This is a genomic window from Paenibacillus sp. PL91, assembly GCF_012935325.2.
In the GTDB taxonomy this organism is placed as follows: Bacteria; Bacillota; Bacilli; order Paenibacillales; family Paenibacillaceae; genus Pristimantibacillus.
The window spans coordinates 68,900-92,027 of the sequence record NZ_JABBYG020000001.1 but is presented as its reverse complement, the minus strand read 5'-3'; the positions used below and the strand labels follow the sequence as shown (position 1 = coordinate 92,027).

The following is a 23,128-nucleotide window of genomic DNA, read 5'->3' as shown; positions in this document are numbered from 1 at the left end:
CTTGGAATTTCTCGGACGAAAGCTCAGGCATGAGCTGAAATATTATTTGCACCCACATGAGTATTTGACGCTGCGGAAGCGCGTAAACGCCCTGCTGCCTCTTGATTCTCACGCAATCGGCGAAGAAGGCTACGGCATCCGCAGCCTCTATTTCGACAATCCTCAAGACATTGCCTTGCTTGATAAATCGAATGGTATATTCCGACGCCACAAATACCGCATCCGTATCTATAACGGAAGCGACAAGACGATCAAGCTGGAGCGAAAGAACAAATTCGGAGAATACGTAAACAAGGAATCGGCAAGCCTTGCTAGGAGTGATTACGATCGGATTTTGAGGGGGGACGCGTCATGCCTGCACTCCTCGACCATTCCGCTGGTGCAGGACTTTTACCGTGCTCTCGTGCATGATGACTATCGCCCTGCATCCATCGTCGATTACACAAGGGAAGCTTACGTATATGAGCATGGGGATGTTCGCATCACCTTTGACAAACGGCTGGCTGCAGGGATTAATACGTACGATTTATTTGATCCCGGACTAATATTAACGGAAACGCTGGATCCGACTCGGACGATCTTAGAGGTCAAATACAACGAGTACCTGCCAGAGATGATTCGTGTGCTGGCCAGTCCGCATGCAAGCAATCGGTCTGCCATCTCGAAGTATGTCATATGCCGAGAAACCGCCAAGCAACATTTCAAACGATAGAGGTGAAGCACATGGGAGAGAACGTTAACTTTCAAGATCTATTCAAGAAGAGCATGCTTCATTTAGAAGCGTTCCGCAGTGTTTCGTATATCGACGTTCTGATCGGTCTCATCGCCTCGTTCGGCATCGGCCTGTTCATCTTCTATGTTTACAAAAAAACATTCCGAGGCGTCGTTTACAGCTACAATTACAATGTGACATTCGTGTTAATGACGATGATTACTGCCCTAATTATTATGACAATCAGCACGAATATTGTTTTGTCGCTCGGCATGGTCGGCGCACTCAGCATCGTCCGTTTCCGAACAGCGGTGAAGGACCCGCTCGACATCGTCTATATGTTCTGGGCGATATCCGTAGGCATTGCGACAGGCGCAAAAATGTATCCGGTTGCCCTGATTGGCTCGCTCGCGATCGGCCTGGCGCTCATATGGCTATCTAGACGCAAAGTACGGGAGCAGCCATATCTGCTCATTATTCGTCATTCAGAGGTAGCGATAACAGGGGTTCGGTCCCAGATCCGCAAGCTAAATTACACCCTTAAGTCGAAAACAGTCCGTAAAGATTACATTGAGATGACGATTGAAATCCGACTCCGGGACGACAATACGTCGTTTGTGAACGTATTGTCCGCAATTGATGGTGTAATCGACGTTTCGCTTATTAATTATACTGGCGATTACGCGCAGTAGCAGCTGCTTTACGATTAATGGTTAAATGAAGTTTCAATAAAACTTATGTTATAATTCGCTTATGGAACAATGGAAAAAAAATCTGGTCGTGTTGTGGTTCGGACAGTTTCTCGTTATGGCTGGGATGACGATGATCATTCCGTTCCTGTCTCTTTATTTGCAATTTGATTTAGGCTTATCGGATAAGCATGAGATCGGCGTTTGGGCTGGATTTATTTTTGCCGGAAACTTTGTTACGTCGTTTATTTTCCAACCGATTTGGGGCAAAATGGCCGACCGATACGGTCGTAAAATGATGCTGCTTCGCTCTGGCTTCGGCATGTCGATCGTTATGGTGTTGATGGGCTTTGCCACCAATCCGTGGCATCTGCTGCTGCTTCGAATGGTAAATGGTACGATTTCCGGCTTTAATCCTGCCTCAATCGCATTGATTTCGGCAACGACGCCAAAAAATCGGATGGGCTTCGCGATGGGTACGATTCAATCCGGGGGTATTGCGGGAACGATTCTTGGTCCATTCATCGGTGGCTTAATGGCGGATACGATCGGCTTCCGCCCCATTTTCTATTTGACGGGGGCTTTGCTTTTTGCGGCTTCGCTGCTTGCTTTGTTCGTCGTAAAAGAGCCCTTTGACCGGATGAAGGCAGCTGCCCGCATGCAGGCATCCGTCATTGAAGGCTTTCGGAAGCTAAGCGGCATTCCGCAGCTAACTGCCTTGTTTGCGGTTACGTTTCTCATCCAATTTGCGATGATGAGCCCGATGACGCTTATTCCGCTCTACGTACAGGAGCTTCATGGCACTACCGCTAACCTTGCTTTCTTTGCCGGCTTTGTCGGCTCTGTTACAGGCCTCTCCAATTTGGTGGCCTCGCCGCTGCTCGGCAAGCTCAGCGACCGCATTGGCGCGGAGCGTGTGCTCGGGGTCGCGCTTGTCGGTGCCTCGCTTGCTTTTATCCCGCAAGCTTTGGCTGGAACGGTTTGGCAATTGCTGCTCGCTCGCTTTGTGCTTGGCATTTTTCTTGGGGGGCTTATTCCAGCGGTAAACTCCCTAATTCGCAAATACACACCGGACGGCATGGAGAGCCGTTCCTACAGCTTTAACACCAGCACAATGAGCCTCGGCAACATGATCGGTCCGATCACCGGCGGCGCCCTCTCCGGCTTGATTGGCATTCAAGGCTTGTTCGTCCTCTCCGCGGTTATGCTAATGATTAACGCAGGATGGGTATGGCAGTCGCTGCTGCGCAAGCGGCCACAGAAACAGCAGAGCAAGGACGGCTGACGCCGTTCAATAGCAAAGACGAAGTGACGCGAGACGTTGGAGTAATCCAAATTCTCACGTCACATTTCTTTTTGAGCGCCAACTTGGTAGCTTGGTGACTTAGTAGCATGTACACAGTCACCTCTCTACACTAACTTTATCGGTACGCAAATAGGTGCTTACAGCGACCTTTCGCCCATCTGCACACGCCGAACTCACTCTGTAAGCGCGCATAGCTGCTCCTGTTTTCCAGCAACATTACTAGAAGCAGCATCACAACAACCCTACAGCAACAAAAAAAAGCACTGTCCCCCTTCAACAAAAAACGAAGCGGCTCTGTGCTTTCTTAATTAAACTTACTTTACGATTGCAATCGCGAGACCATCATATCCGGGCAGCACCGTGCTCTGCAATCTCTCGTCTGACGCGATCGTTTCATTAAAGGAACGTACAGCGCGAACGGAAGGCCCCTCTTTCGCCGGATCGGTTGTTCTGCCTCGCAGCAAAATATTATCGCCTACAATAATGGCTCCAGGGTTAGCTAAGGCGATCGCATAATCCAAATAGGCCGGGTAGCCTTCCTTATCCGCATCGATGAAGAAGAAATCAAACTTCCGGCCAGCTGACTTCAGCTCCTCTAAGCTTTGCCTCGCGTCGCCCACCATGTAATCTACCTTGTCACCCAACCCAGCCGCTTCCATATGAACCTTGGCTAGATCCGCATAGTTTTGAAGCAGCTCAAGCGATACCAGCTTTCCGCCCTCTCGCAGCCCGCGCGCCAAGCAAATGCCGCTATATCCACCCAGCGCCCCTATTTCAACGATATTCTCAGCCTTCGATAACGATACAAGCATTGTAAGCAGCCTGCCATAGCCGTCAGCAACCGAAATATCCGGCATTCCGTTCGCTGCTATTCCCGCTTTTGCGCGTTCAAGATCGGCATCTGCCCCATAAAGCGAATCGACATATTGTTCGTTCAGCAACATTGTTCTTCTCTCTCCAATTTACAATTTGTAATAACAACCTAGTTTGTCCTATACTTGATTGTATGATTTTGTTCACCGGGTTACAAGCTTTGGCTTTAAATGCGACAGCTTCTGTCACCAAGAATTGATGAAAAGAGAGTGTAAAATGGAAAAGTTACAGCTAATCGCAACCGCGCCGATGGGGCTTGAGGCGGTTGTCGCACGCGAGCTGAAGGATTTGGGTTATACCGATCTTCAAGTAGAAAACGGTCGCGTTAATTTCACAGGCGGTCCGATCGATATTTGCCGTACCAACCTGTGGCTGCGTACAGCAGGCAGAATTCTTATTAAAATGGGCGAGTTTCCTGCGACCACATTCGACGAGCTGTTCGAAGGCACAAAAGCGCTCGATTGGCCGACGTGGATTCCGAATGACGGCGAATTTCCCGTTAACGGCCGCTCGCAAAAGTCACAGCTAACAAGCGTTCCAGCTTGTCAAAGCATCGTTAAAAAGGCCGTCGTCGATAAAATGAGCGATCGCTACGGAACCGAATGGTTCCCCGAGGACGGCGGACGATACGTTATAGAGGTTACTTTGATGAATGACCGGGCGATGCTCACGCTCGATACAACAGGCGACGGCTTGCATAAACGGGGCTACCGCAAAGTAGCTACTGAAGCTCCAATTCGGGAGACGCTTGCCGCAGCTCTCGTTCAGCTTAGCCGTTGGCGTCCAGAACGGCCGCTTTATGATCCTTTTTGCGGATCTGGCACCATTTTAATTGAAGCTGCGATGATTGGATGGAATATTGCGCCAGGACTTCGTCGAAGCTTTAATAGTGAAGGCTGGCCGCTTATTCCAAATGAGCTATGGGAGGAAGCGCGCGATGAGGCCTTTGATTTAGTGAAGGATGACATTCCGCTTCAGATTGCCGGTTCTGATATTGACCCGGGCGCGATCGAGATCGCTGAGGCAGCCATTAAAAAAGCTGGCTTTGGCAAAGAGATTAAGCTTTCCGTTCAGCCTGTTGCCAAGGTAAAGCTGCAAGGCGATTACGGCGTGATCATTACGAATCCGCCATATGGCGAACGGCTCGGCGATGATGTACAAGCGGAGGCCGCCCTTCGTCAATTCGGCCTTACTGCGCTGCACTATCCAACGTGGTCGTATTTCTCGATTAGCCCTTCCACAACGATTGAGCATTATTTCGGCCGTCCCGCCGACAAGAAGCGGAAGCTGTTCAATGGACGCATTGAATGTAACTACCTGCAATTTTTCGGTCCGCTTCCCCCTCGCGGAAATCGGCAGTAACGAAATAGAAAGGATATTTCATATATGTTATCTACAAGGCAATCGCCATTTCGCCTTGGCATGAGCACCGTTCTGATTTGGCTTGAGCGTCTTAAAGCTGCCGATCTGCTGTTGTTTGCTGGCGTAATGCTTGCCAAGCTGTATTTGTTCTCAGAAATTCTTCATGTCGCCAATATGAAAATGACCGGCAAAGACGCTCTGATTGAGCTCGGTGCCGTACTGCTTTTCAGCTTTTGGACGATATGGCTGCCCGCACGCGGGCGGATTATTTCTCTCATCGCACTAAATGTGATCGCATCCTTTGTCTTATATGCCGATCTCATTTATTATCGTTACTTTCAAGATTTGATTTCAGTCCCTGTGCTGCTCCAATTCAGTCAAGTCGACTCTCTCGGCGAAAGCATCGGAACGCTGCTGCACGCGAGGGATTTCTTGCTTTTCCTTGACTGGATTGTCATTGTTCCGTTTGCATTTTATGCGATATGGCGTGGCCGCGGCGATCTTCGCCGGGCAAATGAGCATCAACGGAAGACAGCCATTTGGCAAAAAGCGATCGTCCGCGTTGTTCTTAGCGCTGTTATTTTTGTAATCGGCTCATCGCTTGTGTTCACGAATGTGAACGAAGCCAAGCGAACATGGGGGCAAGGCATATTTGTCGGCAACTGGTGGAACCTCTCCATCTATAATGTAACGGGAGCGCTTGGCTTTCACGGCTATGACGTGTACCGTTATGTGAAGCAAAACTGGCTCGATGCTGAGACCGTTACGGCCGAGCAATCCTCCGAAGCTCAAAAATGGATCGAAGCCCGAGGCGATCTTCGCGGCGCTCTCGAGGAGGACGCGTTATTCGGCGCCTATAAAGGCAGCAACGTCTTAATGATTCAGCTTGAAGCGTTCCAAAACTTTATGATCAACAAGTCGATTGGCGGTCAAGAGATTACGCCTAACCTGAATGAGCTTACCCGGCAAAGCGCGTATTTCAGCCAGTTTTACCATCAAACGGCCCAAGGAAGAACGTCGGACGCTGATTTTACCGCTAACTGCTCGATGCAGCCGGTAGCGAACGGCTCCGTATTCATCCAATATGCGCCGAATGAGTTCGATTGCATGTCCAAGACGTTGAAGGAAAACGATTATGGGACATCCGTTTTTCATTCCTATGAGGGCGGCTTCTGGAATCGGAACACGATGTATCACAATATGCAATACGATCAGTTTTACAGCTTAAAGCATTTTACGCTGGATGAGAAAATCGGCTGGGCGCTTGGCGACAAGTCTTTCTTTAGGCAATCGCTTGATGTTATATCCGAGCAGAAGCAGCCCTTCTATTCGTTCTTGATCACGCTCTCCAGCCATCATCCGTATACGTTGCCGGCAGCGGAGAAAAAGCTTGATTTAGGCGAGCTCAAGGGTACGATGATGGGTGATTACTTGCAGGCGATTCATTATGTGGATGCCGCGCTCGGCGAGCTTGTCGATCGCATGAAAAAGGAAGGACTCTGGAACAACACCATTCTGGCGATGTATGGGGATCACGACAATTCCATTAAGGATTGGTCGCTGTTCGAGACATTCCTTGGCAAGGAGCTTAATGATCTGGAACGCCAAATGATTTTGAAGCAGGTGCCTTTCCTCGTGCATTTACCGCGGGATGAGCATGCAGGAACGTATGCCGGGGTTGGCGGACAGCTTGATGTTACGCCTACGATTATGCATTTGCTGGGTATTTCAACCGCTGACCAGTACCTGATCGGAACCCCGCTTCTGACCGACACGCCGCTCATTGGCAAAAAAGTCGTGCTAAGAAACGGTGCTTTTACCGATGGCTCCTTCTACTTCAAGCCTTCTACCGACGGTGTGGCGAGGAACGGAACCTGCTGGAGCATTCAAAACAGCGCACCTGGCGAAATGAACACTTGCTTAAGCGAGTACGAGAGTGCTCGCACCGAGCTGAACATGTCCGACCAAATCGTCATGAACGATTTAATCAATGACTTTAAGGTGCAGACGGCTACGGAAGCACGCGGCAATAGCGATTTAGAAACTGCTCAACGGTAATATACGGCAATGCCTTAACAAAGCTAACTGGAACCTAACCCCTTGATGGACACGGTAAAGTCCTATTGCAATCTCTGTTGCGGGTCTCTATAGCGAACTCTGCTACTCTGTTGCGGTCTCTATTCTCTGTTGAGGTCTCTGTTGCGGTTTCTGATACTGTCTCTGTTACGCTTTCTGTTACCGTCTATGTTGCGTCTTCTATTCTCGTTTCTACTGCCGTTTCTACAACAGAAACCTTACATGCCGGCAAATTAAACGAGCTACGTTGCAGATATGCAGCAGATTACTTCACTTTACCTGATAAATATCCAATTGGAGCTCATTCTGCCGTACAAACTGCAGCCTGTGCACGCCAATCGGCAAACTTACGCCATTCTATTGCAGAAACTACAACGCAACGTCTCCGCGTGTTAAATAAGCTGCATGACATGACTAAGTGCCTCCTCCATAGCAGGAGCAACCTGCATAAACAAAAGAAGGGCAGTCCCACCGAGTCATCGACTCGAAGGGACTGCCCTTTTTCTACTACCCATGCTGTGCCAGCCAGCCCAGCACATCATCGATCGTCTTCACCGGCACGATGTTCAAATCAGGCGCGCCGCTGCGAGCCTCTTCTTCTAACGCCTCCGGTACAAAAAATACGTCGGCATCTGTGCGGCTGATCGCGTAGGCCTTTTGCCTAATGCCGCCGATAAGGCCAATAGAGCCGTCCGCTTCTATCGTACCTGTACCTGCTACCTGAATGCCGTGCGTGACGCCACCGGGCGTCAACTGATCAATAAGCGCGAGCGTCAGCATCGCGCCATGTGATGGCCCTCCGATATGCGCCATGAACCGTTTGTAATCGATGCTGCGAGGGATATCAAGAAGCAGCTCCGTTTGTACTGAAATTCCGAATATGGGCCGATTCGGATCATCCTCCGATGCCTTGGTGTTAACCTCCACCTCGACGGATTTACCGTCTCTTTGCAGCGTAACAGCAACCGTTTCGCCAGGTTTAACGGTATTTGCCATATAGGCCGTCATATCTGCAATCGAACGCACGGCTTGTCCGTTCAGGCGATCGATAATATCGCCTGCCCGCAGCCGTTGATCAGCTGGACTGTCCTTTACGATGGCAATCACTCTGACACCATCCGCCGTTATCCCTTTCCCTATACCAGCCTTCTGCATTGCAACCGCGGCAGCCACGCTATTCGCATCCGTCTTCATAAGAACGACCTGCGCATAGGATTCCGCGAGCGGAGGCTCATCAGCCGGTATTTTCTCGAAGCTGTACAATGGCAGAAGCCTCGCAAACAACCAATCTGCCGGTACAGCCGGCCTATCAAATACGAGTACGCCATTAATTGTTCCGCCCTGCTTGCCGCCTTCGACATGCGCATACCGGTTCATGTTCAGCGTCATGCCAGGGTACATGACCCTATAGCCTGTAGGGCAGAGCAGAGCTACTAACAGCACAATGGTAATAAGTAAAGCTGCAGCGCCTCTCTTTGGCATCCACAGAAGCGTTAAACGCCTTCTCCTTTCGTTTGAAGGCAGCTCCCCCTCTTGTGGCAGCTTTGCTGCACTCACGCGCTCCAACGCCTCGCTGAGCAGCATATCTGCAAAAACAAGAGGTGCCGCAGCACCTATAACAATAAGCAGCTGGAACAGCTTTTCGGGCACAAACAGTACGAAGCACGCTCCGATAACACCTAGCACGGCGATTCCAAGCCGCAATAGCTGCAATAATAGAAAAAAACCAAGCCTTCTACGCTGCTGCCGCATGCCTAGCAAAGCTCCAAACGCCCAGCTGAGCGGAACGAGCGCAAGCAAGTTGAACAACCGATCAATCATTTCGATCCATTGCATCCCGCTGCCGGTTCTAATCGGCGCCGGCAGCCAAATAAGCTCTGCCGCAACCAAGCAAGCTACGGCAAGAGCGAGTCCAAATAAATAATAGCGTGCTGGCTTCAGCATCTGTTCTTCCCCCTAAGCTTCCTCTGACTAGCCTATGCCTCAGCCGTAAAACAAACAAAAGACCCGACGATCCATATCGCGGGGTCTTACTTCGTTTGCAAATATTGGCGCTCTTCCAATTCGATGCCCCTGTCTCTCAGCTCGCCCTTCTCTATATCTTGAATTCGCTCAAGCCACTGCGAAGGAGGATGGCTCATGCGGCGCGCACGATCGAGCAGCCGCGCATATTCACCGCAATTGTCATAGCCTACGAGCTTGCGCACGACCTCGATATATTCGACGACAAGCACTCTTGCATCTGCCAGCGTATAGCCATATTCAGCTGCCAGCGCCTCTACAATTCCACGCTCATACAAGCTTAACCTGACCTGCGTTTTCGCTTTCATGATAGATCCACCTGCTTCCCGTATAAATATGGTAGCCGACAAGCTTCAAATGAGCTTCCCAACGCTCGGAGCAAAAGACGACCTGATTGCCTAGCCGAAGCGAATCCAGCTTCGTGCCTTTGCGCGAAATCGTAATTTGTTCATAAAACCAATGATCATCTTTATTTAATTGTACTGCTTTATGTACGATTTTTCCAGTGTCATTGTCCGCCATCGGACCTATTATAATGTCTGGATGAGATTCGCAGGGATCGCTCCCTTTGTCTGTTGCCTTTCGGTGAGCATAGATGAAGGAAGCCCATGCCGGCGAATCGGACAGAAACAACAACGGCTCTACTCGCTCTGGCACCGACGTCAGCTCAACAACCAGCACGCATGGACGGCCTCCATCCCATGACTCCTTTGCCGCCTTATGCGACCATTTGCGAGCTTGCGCAACCGATATCGTCGTATAAAAGCCCTCTCCAAAATCTTTGCCCGGCCGCCAATATGGCGAATTCAACAGCTTTTGACTGAACGATTGCACCGTATCGCTTGTCGTGCCGTGATATAACAGCTGTGGCGTCGTAATATCCACCCTTTTGCTCCTTTCGAATGGCAATAGCCTTTATTTGCGCAAAGACCCTACGATGAAAGCTATCGCAGGGTCTTGTTGTGTGTTCAGCCATATAGATCATGTTATTTTTTGATATACGGAAGAATCTTCTCGATCGCTTCATCCTCGGATGCCGCCTTTATATAACGGCCGTTAACAAATATGAATGCGTAGCGGGCACAGGGTCCGCAGTAAGATTTGCAGCCGACGCGCACTTCCGTGTCAGGCACCAGTTTTTGCAGCTTGGGAACAATTGATTTCATCTTCATATGCTTGCATTTGTCGCAAACCATTATATCGTTAGCCATTATTCAACTTCCTATTTCAACCAGATTCGGATGCTGCTTAGTGATCGCCGTGGTTGCCCTTGGTTGGATTCGTAACGGCAAAGCCTTCTTCCGGCACATAGAAATAATCGATGCGTACGCCGTCTAGAAAAGCGTTGTCCTTCTCCAAAATAACGTCGATTCCTTTGTCAGTCGTGACGACAACGTCTTTCTCCGTCGGTTCGTCGATGCCCATGCCGTAATGCGCATGATCGCCATGCGAGTGAGTAACGTAGACGCGCAGTTTTTTGCCTGCATTCTCAGGCTTGTCCAGCTCTACTTGAATAACTTTTGCAGCGTTTTTAGAAATTTTGCAGTTCATGTTTATCCAGCTCCTCTTATCGTTATGCCTTGCGGCAATGATCATAATTTCATATTATACTTGGTCTCCATTCTACGGGCAAACCATTCCGCAAGCAGCATCGTAACCGCAATATCATCAATTGGCAAAAACGGCAGCGGAAGCACATCCGGCAATACCCAGTAAAGGAAAACAGGTATGGTAAAAATCAGCTTGTCCAGCAAGGAAACGTTCTTAGAACGAAGCAGTTGGAAAATTCGGGCAAACGTCCGCTGCCAGTGACGCAGCGACAGCATTTTACGCATCAGAAATCCCTCCTTCGCTGACCTTTTCCGATTATTATAGCATAACCAGGTCTTCCATACCTACTCCTCACAAACGCGGCCGATAGCCGCTAAAGACGAAGCGCCTCTAGCAGCAGCGGCTGCAGCTCGATATAGATGTTGTCAAAATTGCTCATCGGCAGCGGATTTTCCCCATAGCCAGCTTCTACCGTAAATCCCGGCCTGCGAAAATGTTGAATGAACCAGTCCTTATAACCCGCATCGCTGCCCGTCAGCTTTACCGGCACATAGCCGCTAACCTGCCCTAGCCTTCGTGCAAGCTGCTCCGCCTCAGCCGGCTCGAAATCGCGATAGTTCCAATAAATTTCCCGACCCTGCGTATGAAGCGCAACAACAGCATCGAATCCAATCGTTTGCGTAAAACGAGCCATCGCGAATGCTTCCGGCTCGCTTAGCGGAAACGGCCCTGGATAGTCGCGCGGGCCTGGTCCTGCTATTCCTCTGCGCTTGCATTCCTCTTCCCAGAACGCAGGAAATTGATCATTTAGATCAACGCCCCTCACATTTGCTTTCCATCCGCTAAACTGCTCGGAGCCTCCGTTCCATTCAACCAGCTGTCTATAAAATGGATGCGTCGGCATTGCGCCGTACTGCGCGAGCTCGACGCCATCGGGATTCACCATCGGAACGGCCCATAGCGTCACCTTTCTGCACAGGTCCTCCACTTGCTGAGTGCCTATGGGGTCGCCGGTGCAATAGGCTGCGGACAAATCCGCCACAAATCGCATTAGCAGGGCAGACGTTATCCATTCGTTGGCATGAAAGGAGCCGTTCATATGAATACGACGCGGACCGTTGCCGCAGCGAAGCGCTAATATTGGCTTGCCCATCACGCTTTGTCCAATAACGTGTGCCGACAAAAAAGGGTATTTGCCCGTCAGCTGCCTTACGCCCTCCGTTAAATCGAGATAGCTATAGGTTTGTAAGGAATACATCATGATCGCCTCCTGATGCATCAATTTGTTCCTATCATGCTATGCGGCGCAGCACATGTCCTATGAAGCATAAGCAAAAAAGAAGCCGCGCCCTCAGCAGGCCCGGCTTCCGCTATTTCGCGTATTATGTGCTTACACGATATTTGGTATTTGCCAGACGACGGGCGTCAGCTCGATTTGCTCGCCAAGCCACTGCTGGGTAATCGACTGGAACAATTTCGTATCGCCGCTGCAAAAAAACTGATGCACCGGCACAATGTCGCCTCGCGACAGCTTGCTTTGGTTATACAGAATCGTACTGATCTCACGCGCTGTCTCGTCTGCAGAGCTGATCAGCTTGACGCTCTGGCCCATTACCTCGGATATCGTCTCCGACAGAAACGGATAATGCGTGCAGCCAAGAATTAACGTATCCATCGGATATTCGCGCAAATGGCCAATGGAGCTGCGCACCGTCTCAAACGTTTCAAGTGTACGGAATTTCCCCTTTTCCACCAGCGGTACGAAGCTCGGACACGCTAAGCTGACGACCTTCACATGGGGAGACAGCTTGCGCAGAGCCTGCTCATATGCGCCGCTCTTGATCGTGCCTTCCGTGCCGATAACGCCGACGCAGCCCGTTACCGTCAGACCAATTGCCGCCCTAGCGCCAGGATTAATAACGCCAACAACGGGAATTGGCACTCTTGAGCGGATATCGTCAAGTCCTGCTGCGGTTGCCGTATTACATGCTATGACTATCATTTTCGGATTAAACTGTATGAGGTAATCGACAATTTCTCTCGTAAAGCGAACGATCTCCTCAGAAGAACGTGGACCGTAAGGCGTCCGAGCCGTGTCTCCGAAGTAAAGGATTTTTTCGCGCGGTAGTTGGCGCATGACTTCCTTGGCAACGGTAAGGCCGCCCACGCCTGAATCTAGTATCGCAATCGGTTGCTGCACAAACACACCGCTTTCCTAAACAAAGTGTAATGAATCGAGACAGAATAGCATATGAATACAGCCACAAAAACGTACCTACATCTTATCGTAAATATGGACAAGGTTCAACGCAGATTCGCAATGATAAACACGGCTTGCTGCTGCAAATCCATTGCTAATTCGGCTGGCAAAACCACACTGTCCACCAGCTCTTTTTTCTTGTTGACAGCTTAAATGTATATCACTTAATATTTAAATGCTTTAACTATATACTACTGAAGAACCGACATGCAGCCGCAGTCTGACCCGACTTCTGAGCTTATCGCAGAACGATTCCATCGCGCGATGACGACAACCCACCGCAGGCTTGGATCACTCATAGCGCTGAAGCTGGACAATGGCTTGACCGCCCCCCAGTGCTACATCTTAAGCATGATATCGAACGAACAGAACATGACAGTATCCAGGCTGGCCGACAAAATGGACGTGAAGCCGAGCGCCATCACGGTGATGCTCGATCGGCTCGTGAACAACGGCTATGCAGCGCGGTTTCACGATTCAAAGGATCGACGCGTCGTACTCGTGCAGTGCACGGACAAAGGGAGCGAAGCGCTGCTTCGCATAAAGGCTGATGTCGAAGCTATGCTGAAGCATCATCTGCGGAAGCTCGACATGGCGGAAATGGAGCAATTTGTACAAACATTCGAGAAAATAGCAGCCGAGCTTTCGAAGGACGATTAACAAGCTTCGAACCGTCTGACTGACTAACAGAGGAACAGGAGATTAACACAGATGGAAAACACAGAACAAGCGGCAGCACCGCTGCCTTCATCCGAAACCGGCAACAAGCGCGGCTTATTGATTATCGGCTTGCTTATTGCGATGCTGTTCGCAGCGCTGGACGGCACGATCGTCGGCACGGCAATGCCAACGATCATCAGGGAAATGGGCGGCTTAGAGCTGATGGCTTGGCTTACTACCGCCTATATGCTCACATCAACAACGATTGTTCCTATTGCCGGGAAGCTTGCCGATTTACTCGGCCGGAAACTCGTATATGTCAGCGGAATTATCATTTTCATCATTGGCTCGGCGCTTTGCGGCTTGGCCGGTAATATCGAGCAGCTAATTATTTTCCGCGCGATCCAAGGTCTTGGCGGCGGTATTATGATGCCGATGGCGATGATCATTATTGGCGACTTATTCACAGGCAAGCAGCGTGCCAAGTGGCAGGGCGTTTTTGCAGCAGTATTCGGCCTCTCCTCCGTTCTTGGACCTCAGGTCGGCGGCTGGATCGTCGACGCTTGGAACTGGCGCTGGGTGTTTTACATCAACTTGCCTGTAGGTATTCTTGCAACGGTATTCATTGCCATATCACTTAGCGGCAAAAAAGCAGAGGGCAAGGTCAAATTCGACTGGCCTGGCATTTTCACTATGGTTGTCGGCGTAGTCAGCTTACTGCTAGGCCTATCGCTTGGCGGCAGTGAATTTGAATGGCTCTCTTGGCAAATCATCGGCTTATTCGTTCTAGCCGCCTTGTCTTTGACGCTGTTCGTCCGTATCGAAGCGACGACGGAAGAGCCTATTTTGCCTGTTAAGCTTTTTAAAGACAGAACCTTCACGATGATCAACGGCATCGGCTTCTTTATGAGCCTTGGCATGTTCGGCGCAATCATGTTCGTGCCGCTCTTCATGCAATGGATCGTCGGCATATCGGCTTCCGAGTCGGGTACCGTCATGATGCCAATGATGATCTCGATGATGATTTTCAGCGTTATTGGCGGTCAAGTCGTTTATAAGATCGGCGTTCGCCTGCAGCTCGCAATCGGAATGATCGTCGTAGCAGCCGCTTTCTTTCTGCTTACAACGCTCGACGCATCGACGGCTAAGCTGACAGCATCGTCCTTCATGGTTATTTTAGGCATCGGAATCGGGCTCGTCATGCCGCTCCTCACGCTCGTCCTGCAGGAGTCCTATCCCAAATCGCAGCTTGGCGTCGTTACGTCCTCTAGCACGTTCTTCCGCCAAATCGGCGGCACGTTCGGCATGACCCTGCTGGGTGCTGTTATGAACATGCAATCGAGCAGCCATTTGAAGGAACGTCTCGTTCCGCTTCTTGGACAGCTTCCGGAGGAAGCAAAAACCTTCGCGGATCAAACGTCTGCAACCGTTGCTACCAATCCGCAAATGATTTACTCGACCCTACTCGATCCGAAAGTGCTGTCGCAATTTCCGAAGGAGCTCACCGAAAAAATGGTGCCCGTCGTGAAATCTACGCTGATCGATTCCCTGCATACCGTTTTCTGGGTTGGACTAGCATTCATTTTAGTCGGAACAGTCCTTACACTGCTGCTGAAGAACGTGAAGCTCGTCCAGCAAACGAAGGAGGATAAAAAAGCTGCGGGCTCAGGCTCAGAGCCCCAAGTCAACCATTTTTAATCAAAATGGATCTTATAAAGCGCCCTATCCGCGCTGAAAAGGACCGCGAACGACTACGTTAAGTAGCTTCGCGGTCCTTTTTTTGTCCCATCAGCTTGTTTCGATAGCTCGATATCGGGTACATACAATTAAAACCATTTCAAGCAGCGTAATCCCACTTATACATTCAAGGAGGATATTTTGATGACAAAAAATCAACAATCGATTGGCCGCTTGCAAGGAAAAGTTGCGCTCATTACGGGGGCTGGCTCCGGGATTGGCAAAGCGACTGCGTTGAAGTTTGCGAAGGAAGGCGCTGACTTAGCTCTTCTGGATGTTAAAGAGGCCGCAATGGAGGAGGTTTGCCGCAGCATTCGGGCTTATAACGTAGATTGTCTAGCGATTGAGGCCGACATCTCGAATGAAATTCAAATGGCAAACGCCTATCGGCAAGTACGGGAGCATTACGGCAAGCTGGATATCGTTTATGCCAATGCCGGCATTAACGGCGTTTTGACCCCGATCGAGCTTATGGATTTCGACGACTGGAATACTACGATGCAAATTAATTTGAGCGGCACCTTCCTTACCGTCAAGCATGCCATCCCTTTATTGAAGGATAAGGGCGGCAGCATCCTCATTACGGCTTCCATAAACGGCAATCGCGTATTTTCCAATATCGGCTTCAGCGCTTACAGCAGCACCAAGGCCGGACAGGTCGCGTTCGCCAAAATGGCCGCGCTGGAGCTTGCCAAATATAAAATTCGCGTCAATGCGATATGCCCTGGCGCTATTGAGACGAATATTGAGGAAAATACCGAGCGGACGCCCGAGCTTTCAAGCGTAACGATTCCCGTTGAGTATCCGGAAGGCAGCCAGCCGCTGGAGCACGGACCCGGAAGCGCAGCCCAAGTAGCCAAGCTAGCTTTGTTCCTCGCCTCAGAGGAATCCAGCCATATCTCCGGCACTGCCGTGTACATTGACGGTGCAGAATCACTGCTTCGCGGATAATGCTTATTTTTTGCTAGCCAAAATCATATATACAGGAGTGGGAGCCAATGTTCAAAGAATGCTTGCACCATTCGCCCGATCTCAAATGGGCATACGCTTACGACCGCGATACCTTTCATCTCAGGCTCCGCACCAAAAGAAACGATGTCGAAGAAGCTGTAGCGGTAACGGGGGACAAATACGACTGGGATAATTATCGTCTGGACGTTCAGATGGAGAAAATTGCGGCGGACCCTTTATTCGACTATTGGGAGGCGGTGGTTAAACCGGAGCAGCGGCGCTTTTCATACGGGTTTCGCGTTCGCAGCTGCGAAGAGACGCTATGGCTAATTGAGAAAGGCATCTTTGAGGAGCAGCCTGCCCCAGCCGGCGGGTATTTTGATGTTCCATACATACATGCCATCGACCTGTTTGACGCGCCCGAGTGGGCTAAGCAAGCGATTTTTTACCAAATCATGCCGGACCGCTTCGCTAACGGCGATCCAAGCAATGATCCCGATGGCGTGCTGCCTTGGGGCGAGCAGCCAAGCATTGAATCCCACTTTGGCGGCGATCTGCAAGGTATTATCGATAACCTTAGCCATTTAACGAATTTGGGCGTTAATGCGATCTATTTGACGCCTATATTCACTGCTCCCTCCAATCACAAATACGATACGGTCGATTATAAGCAAATCGATCCGCAGTTCGGTGATGCCGGGCTGCTTAAGCAGCTGGTGAAGGCCTGCCACGACCTGGAGATTCGCGTCGTGCTGGATGCCGTATTCAATCATACCAGCGAGCAGTTCCCTCCATTCCAAGACGTGCTGAAGCATGGAGAAAACTCCAAGTACAAGGACTGGTTCCATCTGAACGGCTTCCCCGTAGAGGTCAAGGATGGCGTCGCCAATTACGCTACCTTCGGCTTTTATGGCAATATGCCCAAGATGAATACGGCAAACCCCGAAGTCAAGCAATATTTGCTTGATATCGCGGTTTACTGGATGAAGGAAGCAGATATCGACGGATGGAGGCTCGATGTTGCCAATGAGGTCGATCACGCCTTTTGGCGGGATTTCCGTACTGCTGTCAAAAAGGAGAAAGCCGATGCTTTCATCATTGGAGAAGTATGGGGCAATTCGCTCAATTGGCTGCGTGGGGATGAATTTGATTCCGCGATGAATTATCCGTTCACGAATTGCGTTTTGGACTTTTTTGGTTCGTCTGAGGGAATGGCCTCGGACTTCGCCGATCAAATTAATCGGTTGCTCATGAGATATCCGCAGCAGACCAATGAGGCACTATTCAATCTTCTATCCAGCCATGATGTCACGCGTGCAGCGACGATGCTTGGCGGCAACAAGCTGCGTTTAAAGCTAGCCGTCGTATTTATGTTCACTTCTATGGGTATTCCTTGCGTTTATTATGGCGATGAAGTCGGAATGGATGGCGGCGACGATCCGGATTGCCGCAAATGCATGGAGTGGGACCAAGGCAAGCAGGACCGCGAGCTGTTTGATTTTTATCAGCTATTGATTGCGCTTCGAAAGCAGCATGCAGCCCTTCGTGACGGGCGGTTCCGCTTCCTTCACGCGGATAACGAAAAGGGAGCTTTGATTTATGAGCGGTTGAATAATGAGCAGCATTTCACCCTATGGATCAACAATACGGAGGATACTGTAACGCTTTCGCACTTCATGGAAGCAGACGATTGGCGTGACGCCCTTACGAATGATGAGGTAGCGAGGATCGATAATCAGCTTCAACTCGAGCTTGAGCCGCTCGACTTTCGGATTTTATATCGGGACATTTAATTTTGATGCTTTGGTTTCAATGCCTCTTATGAAGGTTAATGAATCCTAGTAGTTAACGGACGCACGCAGCAATTACTCATAACGGACAGGGGGAAATTAATTTGAAAACACATACTGATTGCATTGCCATGTTATTAGCCGGCGGAGAAGGAAGACGCTTAGCTCCGCTTACGAGTCAGTCAGCCAAGCCCATCATTCCTTTTGGCGATCGCTTTCGCATGATCGATTTCCCGCTGAATAACTGTGCAAATTCCAATATCACAACTATTGGCGTCCTTACGCAATACTGCGCGGATTCCGTCCATCAATATGTAACAAGCTCTAATCATAAATTTTCCGAAAATAAAGCTTCCGGCGGAGTAGCCCTTCTTCCATCCTCGCGTAAATGCTTGGCGGGTTATGCTGGAACGGCCGACGCGATTTATCAAAACATGGATTATATCGATCAGCAAGCTCCTGAGCATGTGCTTATTCTCTCTGGCGACCATATTTATGAAATGGACTATGAGCCTATGCTGGAATTTCATAAGAAGCGAAGGGCTGCAGTTACCATTGCCGTCAAGCAAGTCGCATGGCGCGAAGCAAGCCGCTTCGGCATCCTCACAACGGATGAGCAAGATCGCGTCCGCTCCTTTCAAGAGAAGCCTGCTGAACCGCAAAGCAACTTAGCATCCATGGGCATTTATTTGTTCCGATGGGCGGATTTAAAGAGGTTCCTGCTGGAGGATGCCGCTAACCCCAACTCCAGTCACGATTTCGGAAAAGATGTTATTCCGTCCATTCTCTCTTCTAAAGCCCATATGGCGGCATATACCTACGATGGCTATTGGCGGGATGTCGGTACAATTGATAGTCTATGGGAGGCGAACATGGACCTGTTAGATGGCGAGCTGCGCCTTGCATCTAACGACTGTGGGGCGCTGTCCGGAAGCCATACTGCGGCCGAAACGTCCTATTTGAGTCCCCATGCAGCAATTACAGATTCCATTCTTCATCCATCCTCTACCGTGGAAGCGGAAGTGACCCGCTCCATCGTTTGCGCTGGCGTGTCGATTGGACTAAACAGCGAAATTTACGAAAGCATCATTATGCCTGGCGCTCGAATCGGTAAAAATGTCACTATTCATCGCGCCATTATCGGCGAAGGAGCTATTATTCACGATGGCGCGTACATCGGTCGATTAAATGACGAAATATGCGTAGTTGGACCAGGCGAAGCGATTAACGTAGCGTCTCCATCCCGAAACGATTACAATTTGGAGCCGCTCTCTACTATTCTTTGTACAGACTCCATTCATCATCACAGCAATATTGTGGGCTGACTCGTGGATTCGGCCTTCGGCAATGAACAAAAAGGCAAGCTGCAGGAGCTTTAGCTCAGAGCAGTTTGCCTTTTTCTTCGTTCTTGTCACGAATGACTCATCGAAGGAGCTTGATTAAAGCTCCTTCGATGCAGCCGCTTCCGTCTCTCCAGCTTCTACCGCTTCGATTGCGCTCGAAGCTTGCTCATCTACCGCTTCTGATAGATCTTCAATAGCTGCGGAGTCGGCAATCGCTTCTGTCTCTTCTGTGCCTTTGGCGCGTGCTCTTACGCCGCTAACGACATGGCTGGCGGCTTGCTTCGTTTTGTCAGCGATTTGAACCGCTTGATCTCCAATTTGCTTGGCAATGCGGCCAGTCGTACCACTTACTTGGCCAGCAACCTTCACTGTCGTATCGCTTACCTTTTGCGCTTGAACCGAAATATCCTGACGAAGCTCCTTGCCTGCCTTCGGCGCCAATAATAAAGCAGTTACAGAGCCTACAACACCTCCTGCAATTGCGCCAAGCAAAAATCCTTTTGTTTGTTTACGAGTTGACATAATAGTTGCTCCTTTCATGGTTAGCGTGCTCTTCGTCTTGTGCTATTGATCAGGGTTCCGATTCTGGTACGGGTTCATGTCATCTTCAGAAGGCGCCGCTGTCTTTCGGCTAGTTTGCCACAGCTGCCAGGCCGCCATTCCTAGCTCAGCCCATTCAAGCGCATCACCGACCTGCCGCTTCGTCTCGTACCGCTTCGCATGATGCTCAGCCGATTCCGACAATACGGACGTTACGCGCTCAACTGCCGATGTCGTATGCGCGATCGCTCCGCCAATTTGCCCAGCGGCTTCGAACAGCTTGCTCGCCGATTCCAGTTGCCGATGAGCTGCCTTAATCGTATCCTCTGCTGGCTGTACTAGCCCGCTAAGCTCGAGCGACAGCTTATGCAAATCCTTCTGCATCGCTTCAGCCGCAGCTTGCACCTGTCCAAGCCTGTTAAGCGCTGCTCGTAATACCAGTAGTATGCCTGTCACCAGCACAACAAATGCACCGGCTGCAATGGCCGCACTCCATGTCATGACCATGACCGTATCCCTCCCCCTCCATCAATCGCAGAGCTATACGTATACGCTTCTAGACGAATGCCCACTTGCGTAATGACAGTATAAGCAGCATGGGCTTGTCATGACACAACCGGCATAAAAATCCTTTTTTTCCAAAACAAAAAAAGGCCGTCTCAGCAAATCTTCTCCGATTTGCCAAGACAGCCTTCAGGTCGCCTTATTTATTCTGTTAACCGATGCGATAGCTGCACTTGCCGCCACCCTTAGCCAAACATTCCGTTCGTTCTACGGGAACGTCAAGCAATGATTTGAACAAAGACAGCTCGCATCTGCATGCCTGCTGGTACTTCCCGGCAACTTGTGCAATTGGACAGTTATACTCGTAGAGCATAAAGCTTCCATCGCTCTTCGTTTCCACTTCTGCCATGTAGCCTCCGGCATTTTGGATAGCAGCAAGCTCGCTAACCTTCTGCTCTATGCTTTTGCCTGCCATACGCGGCTCGTAGCGATCAAGCAGCTTCTTCTTCCTGCCTTCAAACATCCGATCGATAAGCGCTGCAGTATCCGGGTCGTCCGCCAGCTCGTCAAGCAAATCCAAGGCGAGAACATGATAGTTTTTTGGAAAAAGCTCGTCCGCTTCCGCCGTCAGCTCATAAGCATGCAGCGGTCTGCCCATCGCCTGGCGCACAGCAACGATGCTTATGCTGCCTTCGCTCTCGAGCGTATACATATGCCTCCGAATCGCCATCTCTGTCAAACCCAGCTCGCTCGACAAGTCGCCGGCATTCATTCTGCCGCTAGTCTTAAGCAGCATCAATATTCTCTCTCGCGTTGAGCTGTCTCTTCGCGAGTCAGCCGTCATGTCAGCCGTTCCTACCGCCCTTGTCCGCTTCAACCCTTCACCACCTTTGCAGGCTTGATAGCGTCATTGTAACGTATTTTGACTTTTTCGTAAATCAAGCATATTTTACCTACAGCTCGCGTTCCAAGTAGCCCTCTACCGCTTCCTTGAAGGCAGGCATCAGCGTAGAGAGCACCTCGGTAAGCGGATGAAGCTCCGTGCGCTTCCAGACGTAATAATCCTGTACAAGCGGCTTGCGCAGCTTCACAAGCTCGGTAAGCGTCGCCTGCATATCCGCCGGGAAAGCGCCCGCCTCACCCGTAATTTCGATGATGTCCTCATAGCTGCTCGCATCCCTTAAAATAAACCCATCGATCAGGAAGCTGCCGACATCCGTCACCGTTTCAATGGCTAGATGCAGCGCTCTCTCCTGCGCTAAGCCTTCAAGCAGCGTTCCCTGCCAATTAGCGGCAAGCGATTGCAGCGCAGAGGCAACCTCTGTTATCGAATTCAACCGTACGGCAATTTGTTCGCGATTCACATAATACATCAATCAGTCGCCCGCTTTCAGCCTTACTTCTTTTTTTTCGCCTTGCGTTTAAGCCATGCTACCATAATAATACTGCTAAAAATAATGACTAACAAATACGTCAGCACTTCATAAACATCTCTCATGTCGCTCATAAGCCGTTAACCTGCCTCTCAGCTCTCAAAATCAACGCTGACGGAAGCTTCGCGAACTTGCATCATATGCTCGATTACTTTTTTATGTACAGGATGCACTTGGTAAATCTCCAATGCTTCCAACGATTCGAATTTAGTAACAAGCGCGATATCGTAAGAGCGTTCCGAGTGAACAACGTCAATGCCTACCTCAATGAACTTCAGCACTTCGATCTTGCCTTCCATATCTCTAAGCACCTGCGCGGTACGTGCTACGCTCTCTTCGCTGCCATCCTTTAGTTTAAAAAAAACGATATGAGTAATCATTGTATTTGTTCCTCCTCTAATTTTGTCGCATGACTTTCGTCCTTTTGTCACATAATAACCTATGCAGTCGCATTACGGCAATCTTTAACGCGAAGGAGATCGGTACGTTATGCGCTATCCGGTAACAATTGTTGCTACCTTAATCGGGCTTGCTATTTGCTTGTTTAATTACACAGGTTATGACCCGCACAACATGATTTTTTTCATGTTAAGCATACCCGCATGGGTGGTCGATTTATTTGTCGACGTGCATGAGGTAAGCGTCCTGCTTATGTATGCCCTTACCATCATCACATGGGCGCTGCTTGGCTTTATCGCCGATGTGCTCATTGCGCGCGCCCGCAAAAGCGATCGTCATCCCCATTCGGCACGATAACTATTTATTTCAACAAAAAGGAGCCTTTCGGCTCCTTTCGCATGTTTACAATCCATTAATCGGTTTGGGTTTAAGCAGCTTCAACAACTAAAGTAGAATGCATTGTTGCATGTCCTTGGCCGCACGGAATGGAACAATAGATCTTGTATGTGCCTGGCTCTGTAAACTCCAAGTCCGTTTCTGGGTGGTCATTATCAAGGGATACTTTAAGCTCGTCAATATTCAACCCGTGAATGCCGCTTTTATTGGATAGCTTAAGTCTGACTTTGTCTCCAACCTTAACTTTGTACTCCTCTTGATCGAATACGAAATCATTGGATGCCACAATTTTCAATAAACTCATACCCTCTGGCAACGAGGCTGACTCGTCAACCGGCTTAGCTGGCAAGGCGAATGTGAGCAAATATAAGCCCAGCAACGACGCCGCTGCAAATAAAGTAAACATAATCCACTTATGCATTGCTATGTGCTCCCCTTTGCGTTCATAATGTCTACCTCTTATATTACATAAGATCGTCCGATGTTCTCAACCTTAAACTACAGAAAGAGGAAAAGTTTTTTCG

The 23,128-nt window shown here is 49.8% G+C and carries 26 protein-coding genes; 11 read left to right on the top strand and 15 right to left on the bottom strand.

The genetic code is table 11. The annotated features are described in order from the left end of the window. Position 1: 1 nt before the first annotated feature. The 3 genes from HI950_RS00465 (at position 2) to HI950_RS00455 (ending at position 2,686) form a co-directional block, all read left to right on the top strand. Positions 2-712, top strand: a complete 711-nt coding sequence (locus tag HI950_RS00465; RefSeq protein WP_169082085.1) for a polyphosphate polymerase domain-containing protein — start codon at positions 2-4, stop codon at positions 710-712. Between the two features lie 11 nt (positions 713-723). Beyond that, the gene (locus HI950_RS00460; protein WP_169082086.1) at positions 724-1,404 is read left to right on the top strand and encodes a DUF4956 domain-containing protein; all 681 of its coding nucleotides are present in this window, start codon (positions 724-726) and stop codon (positions 1,402-1,404) included. A gap of 61 nt (positions 1,405-1,465) precedes the next feature. Continuing rightward, on the top strand, positions 1,466-2,686 hold the full coding sequence (locus tag HI950_RS00455) for an MFS transporter (RefSeq protein ID WP_169082087.1): 1,221 nt from the start codon (positions 1,466-1,468) through the stop codon (positions 2,684-2,686). Between the two features lie 335 nt (positions 2,687-3,021). Here the strand turns inward: HI950_RS00455 and HI950_RS00450 are convergent, their stop codons facing one another. Beyond that, positions 3,022-3,651, bottom strand: coding sequence for an O-methyltransferase (locus HI950_RS00450; RefSeq protein ID WP_169082088.1), 630 nt, complete (start codon positions 3,649-3,651; stop codon positions 3,022-3,024). A 145-nt stretch (positions 3,652-3,796) separates the two neighbouring features. On the opposite strand from HI950_RS00450, the gene HI950_RS00445 reads away from it, so the two are divergent. Further along, a complete protein-coding gene (locus HI950_RS00445; protein ID WP_169082089.1) occupies positions 3,797-4,942 on the top strand; it encodes a THUMP domain-containing class I SAM-dependent RNA methyltransferase in 1,146 nt (381 codons plus the stop codon). Between the two features lie 24 nt (positions 4,943-4,966). Continuing rightward, positions 4,967-7,000 carry an LTA synthase family protein gene (locus tag HI950_RS00440; protein ID WP_169082090.1) on the top strand — a complete coding sequence of 678 codons (2,034 nt, stop codon included), beginning with the start codon at positions 4,967-4,969 and terminating at the stop codon, positions 6,998-7,000. Positions 7,001-7,525: 525 nt separating this feature from the next. Here HI950_RS00440 and HI950_RS00435 read toward each other — a convergent pair. The 8 genes from HI950_RS00435 to racE all read right to left on the bottom strand — a co-directional run bounded on the left by HI950_RS00435 (position 7,526) and on the right by racE (position 12,791). Beyond that, positions 7,526-8,962 (bottom strand): PDZ domain-containing protein, encoded by a 1,437-nt coding sequence (locus tag HI950_RS00435; RefSeq protein ID WP_169082091.1) that lies wholly within the window; start codon positions 8,960-8,962, stop codon positions 7,526-7,528. 86 nt (positions 8,963-9,048) lie between these two features. Further along, entirely contained in the window at positions 9,049-9,348 is a 300-nt protein-coding gene (locus HI950_RS00430) for a hypothetical protein (protein WP_169082092.1), read from the bottom strand. Further along, positions 9,311-9,925: a DUF3990 domain-containing protein gene (locus tag HI950_RS00425; protein WP_169082093.1), complete on the bottom strand. Its 615-nt coding sequence runs from the start codon at positions 9,923-9,925 to the stop codon at positions 9,311-9,313. The genes HI950_RS00430 and HI950_RS00425 overlap by 38 nt, the downstream gene beginning before the upstream one ends. Positions 9,926-10,026: 101 nt before the next feature. Continuing rightward, the gene (locus HI950_RS00420) at positions 10,027-10,251 is read right to left on the bottom strand and encodes a YuzB family protein (RefSeq protein ID WP_053376957.1); all 225 of its coding nucleotides are present in this window, start codon (positions 10,249-10,251) and stop codon (positions 10,027-10,029) included. Positions 10,252-10,288: 37 nt separating this feature from the next. Further along, entirely contained in the window at positions 10,289-10,591 is a 303-nt protein-coding gene (locus HI950_RS00415; protein ID WP_169082094.1) for an iron-sulfur cluster assembly accessory protein, read from the bottom strand. Between the two features lie 41 nt (positions 10,592-10,632). Next, on the bottom strand, positions 10,633-10,875 hold the full coding sequence (locus tag HI950_RS00410) for a hypothetical protein (protein ID WP_169082095.1): 243 nt from the start codon (positions 10,873-10,875) through the stop codon (positions 10,633-10,635). Positions 10,876-10,964: 89 nt separating this feature from the next. Continuing rightward, positions 10,965-11,852, bottom strand: a complete 888-nt coding sequence (locus HI950_RS00405; RefSeq protein WP_223285058.1) for a M14 family metallopeptidase — start codon at positions 11,850-11,852, stop codon at positions 10,965-10,967. Positions 11,853-11,981: 129 nt separating this feature from the next. Then, positions 11,982-12,791, bottom strand: a complete 810-nt coding sequence (gene racE, locus HI950_RS00400) for a glutamate racemase (protein ID WP_317618277.1) — start codon at positions 12,789-12,791, stop codon at positions 11,982-11,984. Positions 12,792-13,058: 267 nt separating this feature from the next. Here racE and HI950_RS00395 point away from each other — a divergent pair, with 267 nt between their 5' ends. The 5 genes from HI950_RS00395 to HI950_RS00375 all read left to right on the top strand — a co-directional run bounded on the left by HI950_RS00395 (position 13,059) and on the right by HI950_RS00375 (position 19,314). Beyond that, on the top strand, positions 13,059-13,511 hold the full coding sequence (locus HI950_RS00395; RefSeq protein ID WP_169082098.1) for a MarR family winged helix-turn-helix transcriptional regulator: 453 nt from the start codon (positions 13,059-13,061) through the stop codon (positions 13,509-13,511). A gap of 51 nt (positions 13,512-13,562) precedes the next feature. Then, complete coding sequence (locus tag HI950_RS00390; RefSeq protein WP_169082099.1) at positions 13,563-15,209, top strand: MDR family MFS transporter; 1,647 nt, start codon at positions 13,563-13,565, stop codon at positions 15,207-15,209. Positions 15,210-15,392: 183 nt separating this feature from the next. Then, a complete protein-coding gene (locus tag HI950_RS00385; RefSeq protein WP_169082100.1) occupies positions 15,393-16,199 on the top strand; it encodes an SDR family oxidoreductase in 807 nt (268 codons plus the stop codon). A gap of 47 nt (positions 16,200-16,246) precedes the next feature. Then, positions 16,247-17,992, top strand: a complete 1,746-nt coding sequence (locus HI950_RS00380) for an alpha-glycosidase (protein ID WP_169082101.1) — start codon at positions 16,247-16,249, stop codon at positions 17,990-17,992. A 101-nt stretch (positions 17,993-18,093) separates the two neighbouring features. Then, positions 18,094-19,314, top strand: a complete 1,221-nt coding sequence (locus tag HI950_RS00375; protein ID WP_169082102.1) for a sugar phosphate nucleotidyltransferase — start codon at positions 18,094-18,096, stop codon at positions 19,312-19,314. Between the two features lie 114 nt (positions 19,315-19,428). On the opposite strand, the gene HI950_RS00370 is transcribed toward HI950_RS00375, so the two are convergent. From HI950_RS00370 to HI950_RS00350, 5 genes are all read right to left on the bottom strand, one after another. Continuing rightward, positions 19,429-19,854, bottom strand: coding sequence for a YtxH domain-containing protein (locus tag HI950_RS00370; RefSeq protein WP_169082103.1), 426 nt, complete (start codon positions 19,852-19,854; stop codon positions 19,429-19,431). A gap of 42 nt (positions 19,855-19,896) precedes the next feature. Then, a complete protein-coding gene (locus HI950_RS00365; RefSeq protein ID WP_169082104.1) occupies positions 19,897-20,379 on the bottom strand; it encodes a DUF948 domain-containing protein in 483 nt (160 codons plus the stop codon). Positions 20,380-20,587: 208 nt separating this feature from the next. After that, positions 20,588-21,220 carry a helix-turn-helix transcriptional regulator gene (locus HI950_RS00360; protein ID WP_169082263.1) on the bottom strand — a complete coding sequence of 211 codons (633 nt, stop codon included), beginning with the start codon at positions 21,218-21,220 and terminating at the stop codon, positions 20,588-20,590. Between the two features lie 109 nt (positions 21,221-21,329). After that, positions 21,330-21,749, bottom strand: coding sequence for a DUF86 domain-containing protein (locus tag HI950_RS00355; protein WP_169082105.1), 420 nt, complete (start codon positions 21,747-21,749; stop codon positions 21,330-21,332). Positions 21,750-21,901: 152 nt separating this feature from the next. After that, positions 21,902-22,189 carry a Dabb family protein gene (locus HI950_RS00350; RefSeq protein ID WP_169082106.1) on the bottom strand — a complete coding sequence of 96 codons (288 nt, stop codon included), beginning with the start codon at positions 22,187-22,189 and terminating at the stop codon, positions 21,902-21,904. 109 nt (positions 22,190-22,298) lie between these two features. Here HI950_RS00350 and HI950_RS00345 point away from each other — a divergent pair, with 109 nt between their 5' ends. Beyond that, a complete protein-coding gene (locus HI950_RS00345) occupies positions 22,299-22,565 on the top strand; it encodes a hypothetical protein (RefSeq protein WP_169082107.1) in 267 nt (88 codons plus the stop codon). 70 nt (positions 22,566-22,635) lie between these two features. Here the strand turns inward: HI950_RS00345 and HI950_RS00340 are convergent, their stop codons facing one another. Then, complete coding sequence (locus tag HI950_RS00340) at positions 22,636-23,025, bottom strand: cupredoxin domain-containing protein (RefSeq protein WP_169082108.1); 390 nt, start codon at positions 23,023-23,025, stop codon at positions 22,636-22,638. Positions 23,026-23,128: the final 103 nt, after the last annotated feature.

Bases quoted from the DNA above. Each gene is read 5' to 3' on its own strand.
- HI950_RS00445 (WP_169082089.1), top strand. From the start codon at position 3,797: ATGGAAAAGTTACAGCTAATCGCAACCGCGCCGATGGGGCTTGAGGCG.
- HI950_RS00355 (WP_169082105.1), bottom strand. From the start codon at position 21,749: ATGTATTATGTGAATCGCGAACAAATTGCCGTACGGTTGAATTCGATA.
- HI950_RS00405 (WP_223285058.1), bottom strand. From the start codon at position 11,852: ATGATGTATTCCTTACAAACCTATAGCTATCTCGATTTAACGGAGGGC.
- HI950_RS00420 (WP_053376957.1), bottom strand. From the start codon at position 10,251: ATGGCTAACGATATAATGGTTTGCGACAAATGCAAGCATATGAAGATG.
- HI950_RS00370 (WP_169082103.1), bottom strand. From the start codon at position 19,854: ATGTCAACTCGTAAACAAACAAAAGGATTTTTGCTTGGCGCAATTGCA.
- HI950_RS00360 (WP_169082263.1), bottom strand. From the start codon at position 21,220: ATGACGGCTGACTCGCGAAGAGACAGCTCAACGCGAGAGAGAATATTG.
- HI950_RS00385 (WP_169082100.1), top strand. From the start codon at position 15,393: ATGACAAAAAATCAACAATCGATTGGCCGCTTGCAAGGAAAAGTTGCG.
- HI950_RS00455 (WP_169082087.1), top strand. From the start codon at position 1,466: ATGGAACAATGGAAAAAAAATCTGGTCGTGTTGTGGTTCGGACAGTTT.
- HI950_RS00345 (WP_169082107.1), top strand. From the start codon at position 22,299: ATGCGCTATCCGGTAACAATTGTTGCTACCTTAATCGGGCTTGCTATT.
- HI950_RS00390 (WP_169082099.1), top strand. From the start codon at position 13,563: ATGGAAAACACAGAACAAGCGGCAGCACCGCTGCCTTCATCCGAAACC.
- HI950_RS00380 (WP_169082101.1), top strand. From the start codon at position 16,247: ATGTTCAAAGAATGCTTGCACCATTCGCCCGATCTCAAATGGGCATAC.
- HI950_RS00440 (WP_169082090.1), top strand. From the start codon at position 4,967: ATGTTATCTACAAGGCAATCGCCATTTCGCCTTGGCATGAGCACCGTT.
- HI950_RS00415 (WP_169082094.1), bottom strand. From the start codon at position 10,591: ATGAACTGCAAAATTTCTAAAAACGCTGCAAAAGTTATTCAAGTAGAG.
- HI950_RS00460 (WP_169082086.1), top strand. From the start codon at position 724: ATGGGAGAGAACGTTAACTTTCAAGATCTATTCAAGAAGAGCATGCTT.
- HI950_RS00430 (WP_169082092.1), bottom strand. From the start codon at position 9,348: ATGAAAGCGAAAACGCAGGTCAGGTTAAGCTTGTATGAGCGTGGAATT.
- HI950_RS00350 (WP_169082106.1), bottom strand. From the start codon at position 22,189: ATGATTACTCATATCGTTTTTTTTAAACTAAAGGATGGCAGCGAAGAG.
- HI950_RS00435 (WP_169082091.1), bottom strand. From the start codon at position 8,962: ATGCTGAAGCCAGCACGCTATTATTTATTTGGACTCGCTCTTGCCGTA.
- HI950_RS00410 (WP_169082095.1), bottom strand. From the start codon at position 10,875: ATGCGTAAAATGCTGTCGCTGCGTCACTGGCAGCGGACGTTTGCCCGA.
- HI950_RS00340 (WP_169082108.1), bottom strand. From the start codon at position 23,025: ATGCATAAGTGGATTATGTTTACTTTATTTGCAGCGGCGTCGTTGCTG.
- HI950_RS00395 (WP_169082098.1), top strand. From the start codon at position 13,059: ATGCAGCCGCAGTCTGACCCGACTTCTGAGCTTATCGCAGAACGATTC.
- HI950_RS00450 (WP_169082088.1), bottom strand. From the start codon at position 3,651: ATGTTGCTGAACGAACAATATGTCGATTCGCTTTATGGGGCAGATGCC.
- HI950_RS00365 (WP_169082104.1), bottom strand. From the start codon at position 20,379: ATGGTCATGACATGGAGTGCGGCCATTGCAGCCGGTGCATTTGTTGTG.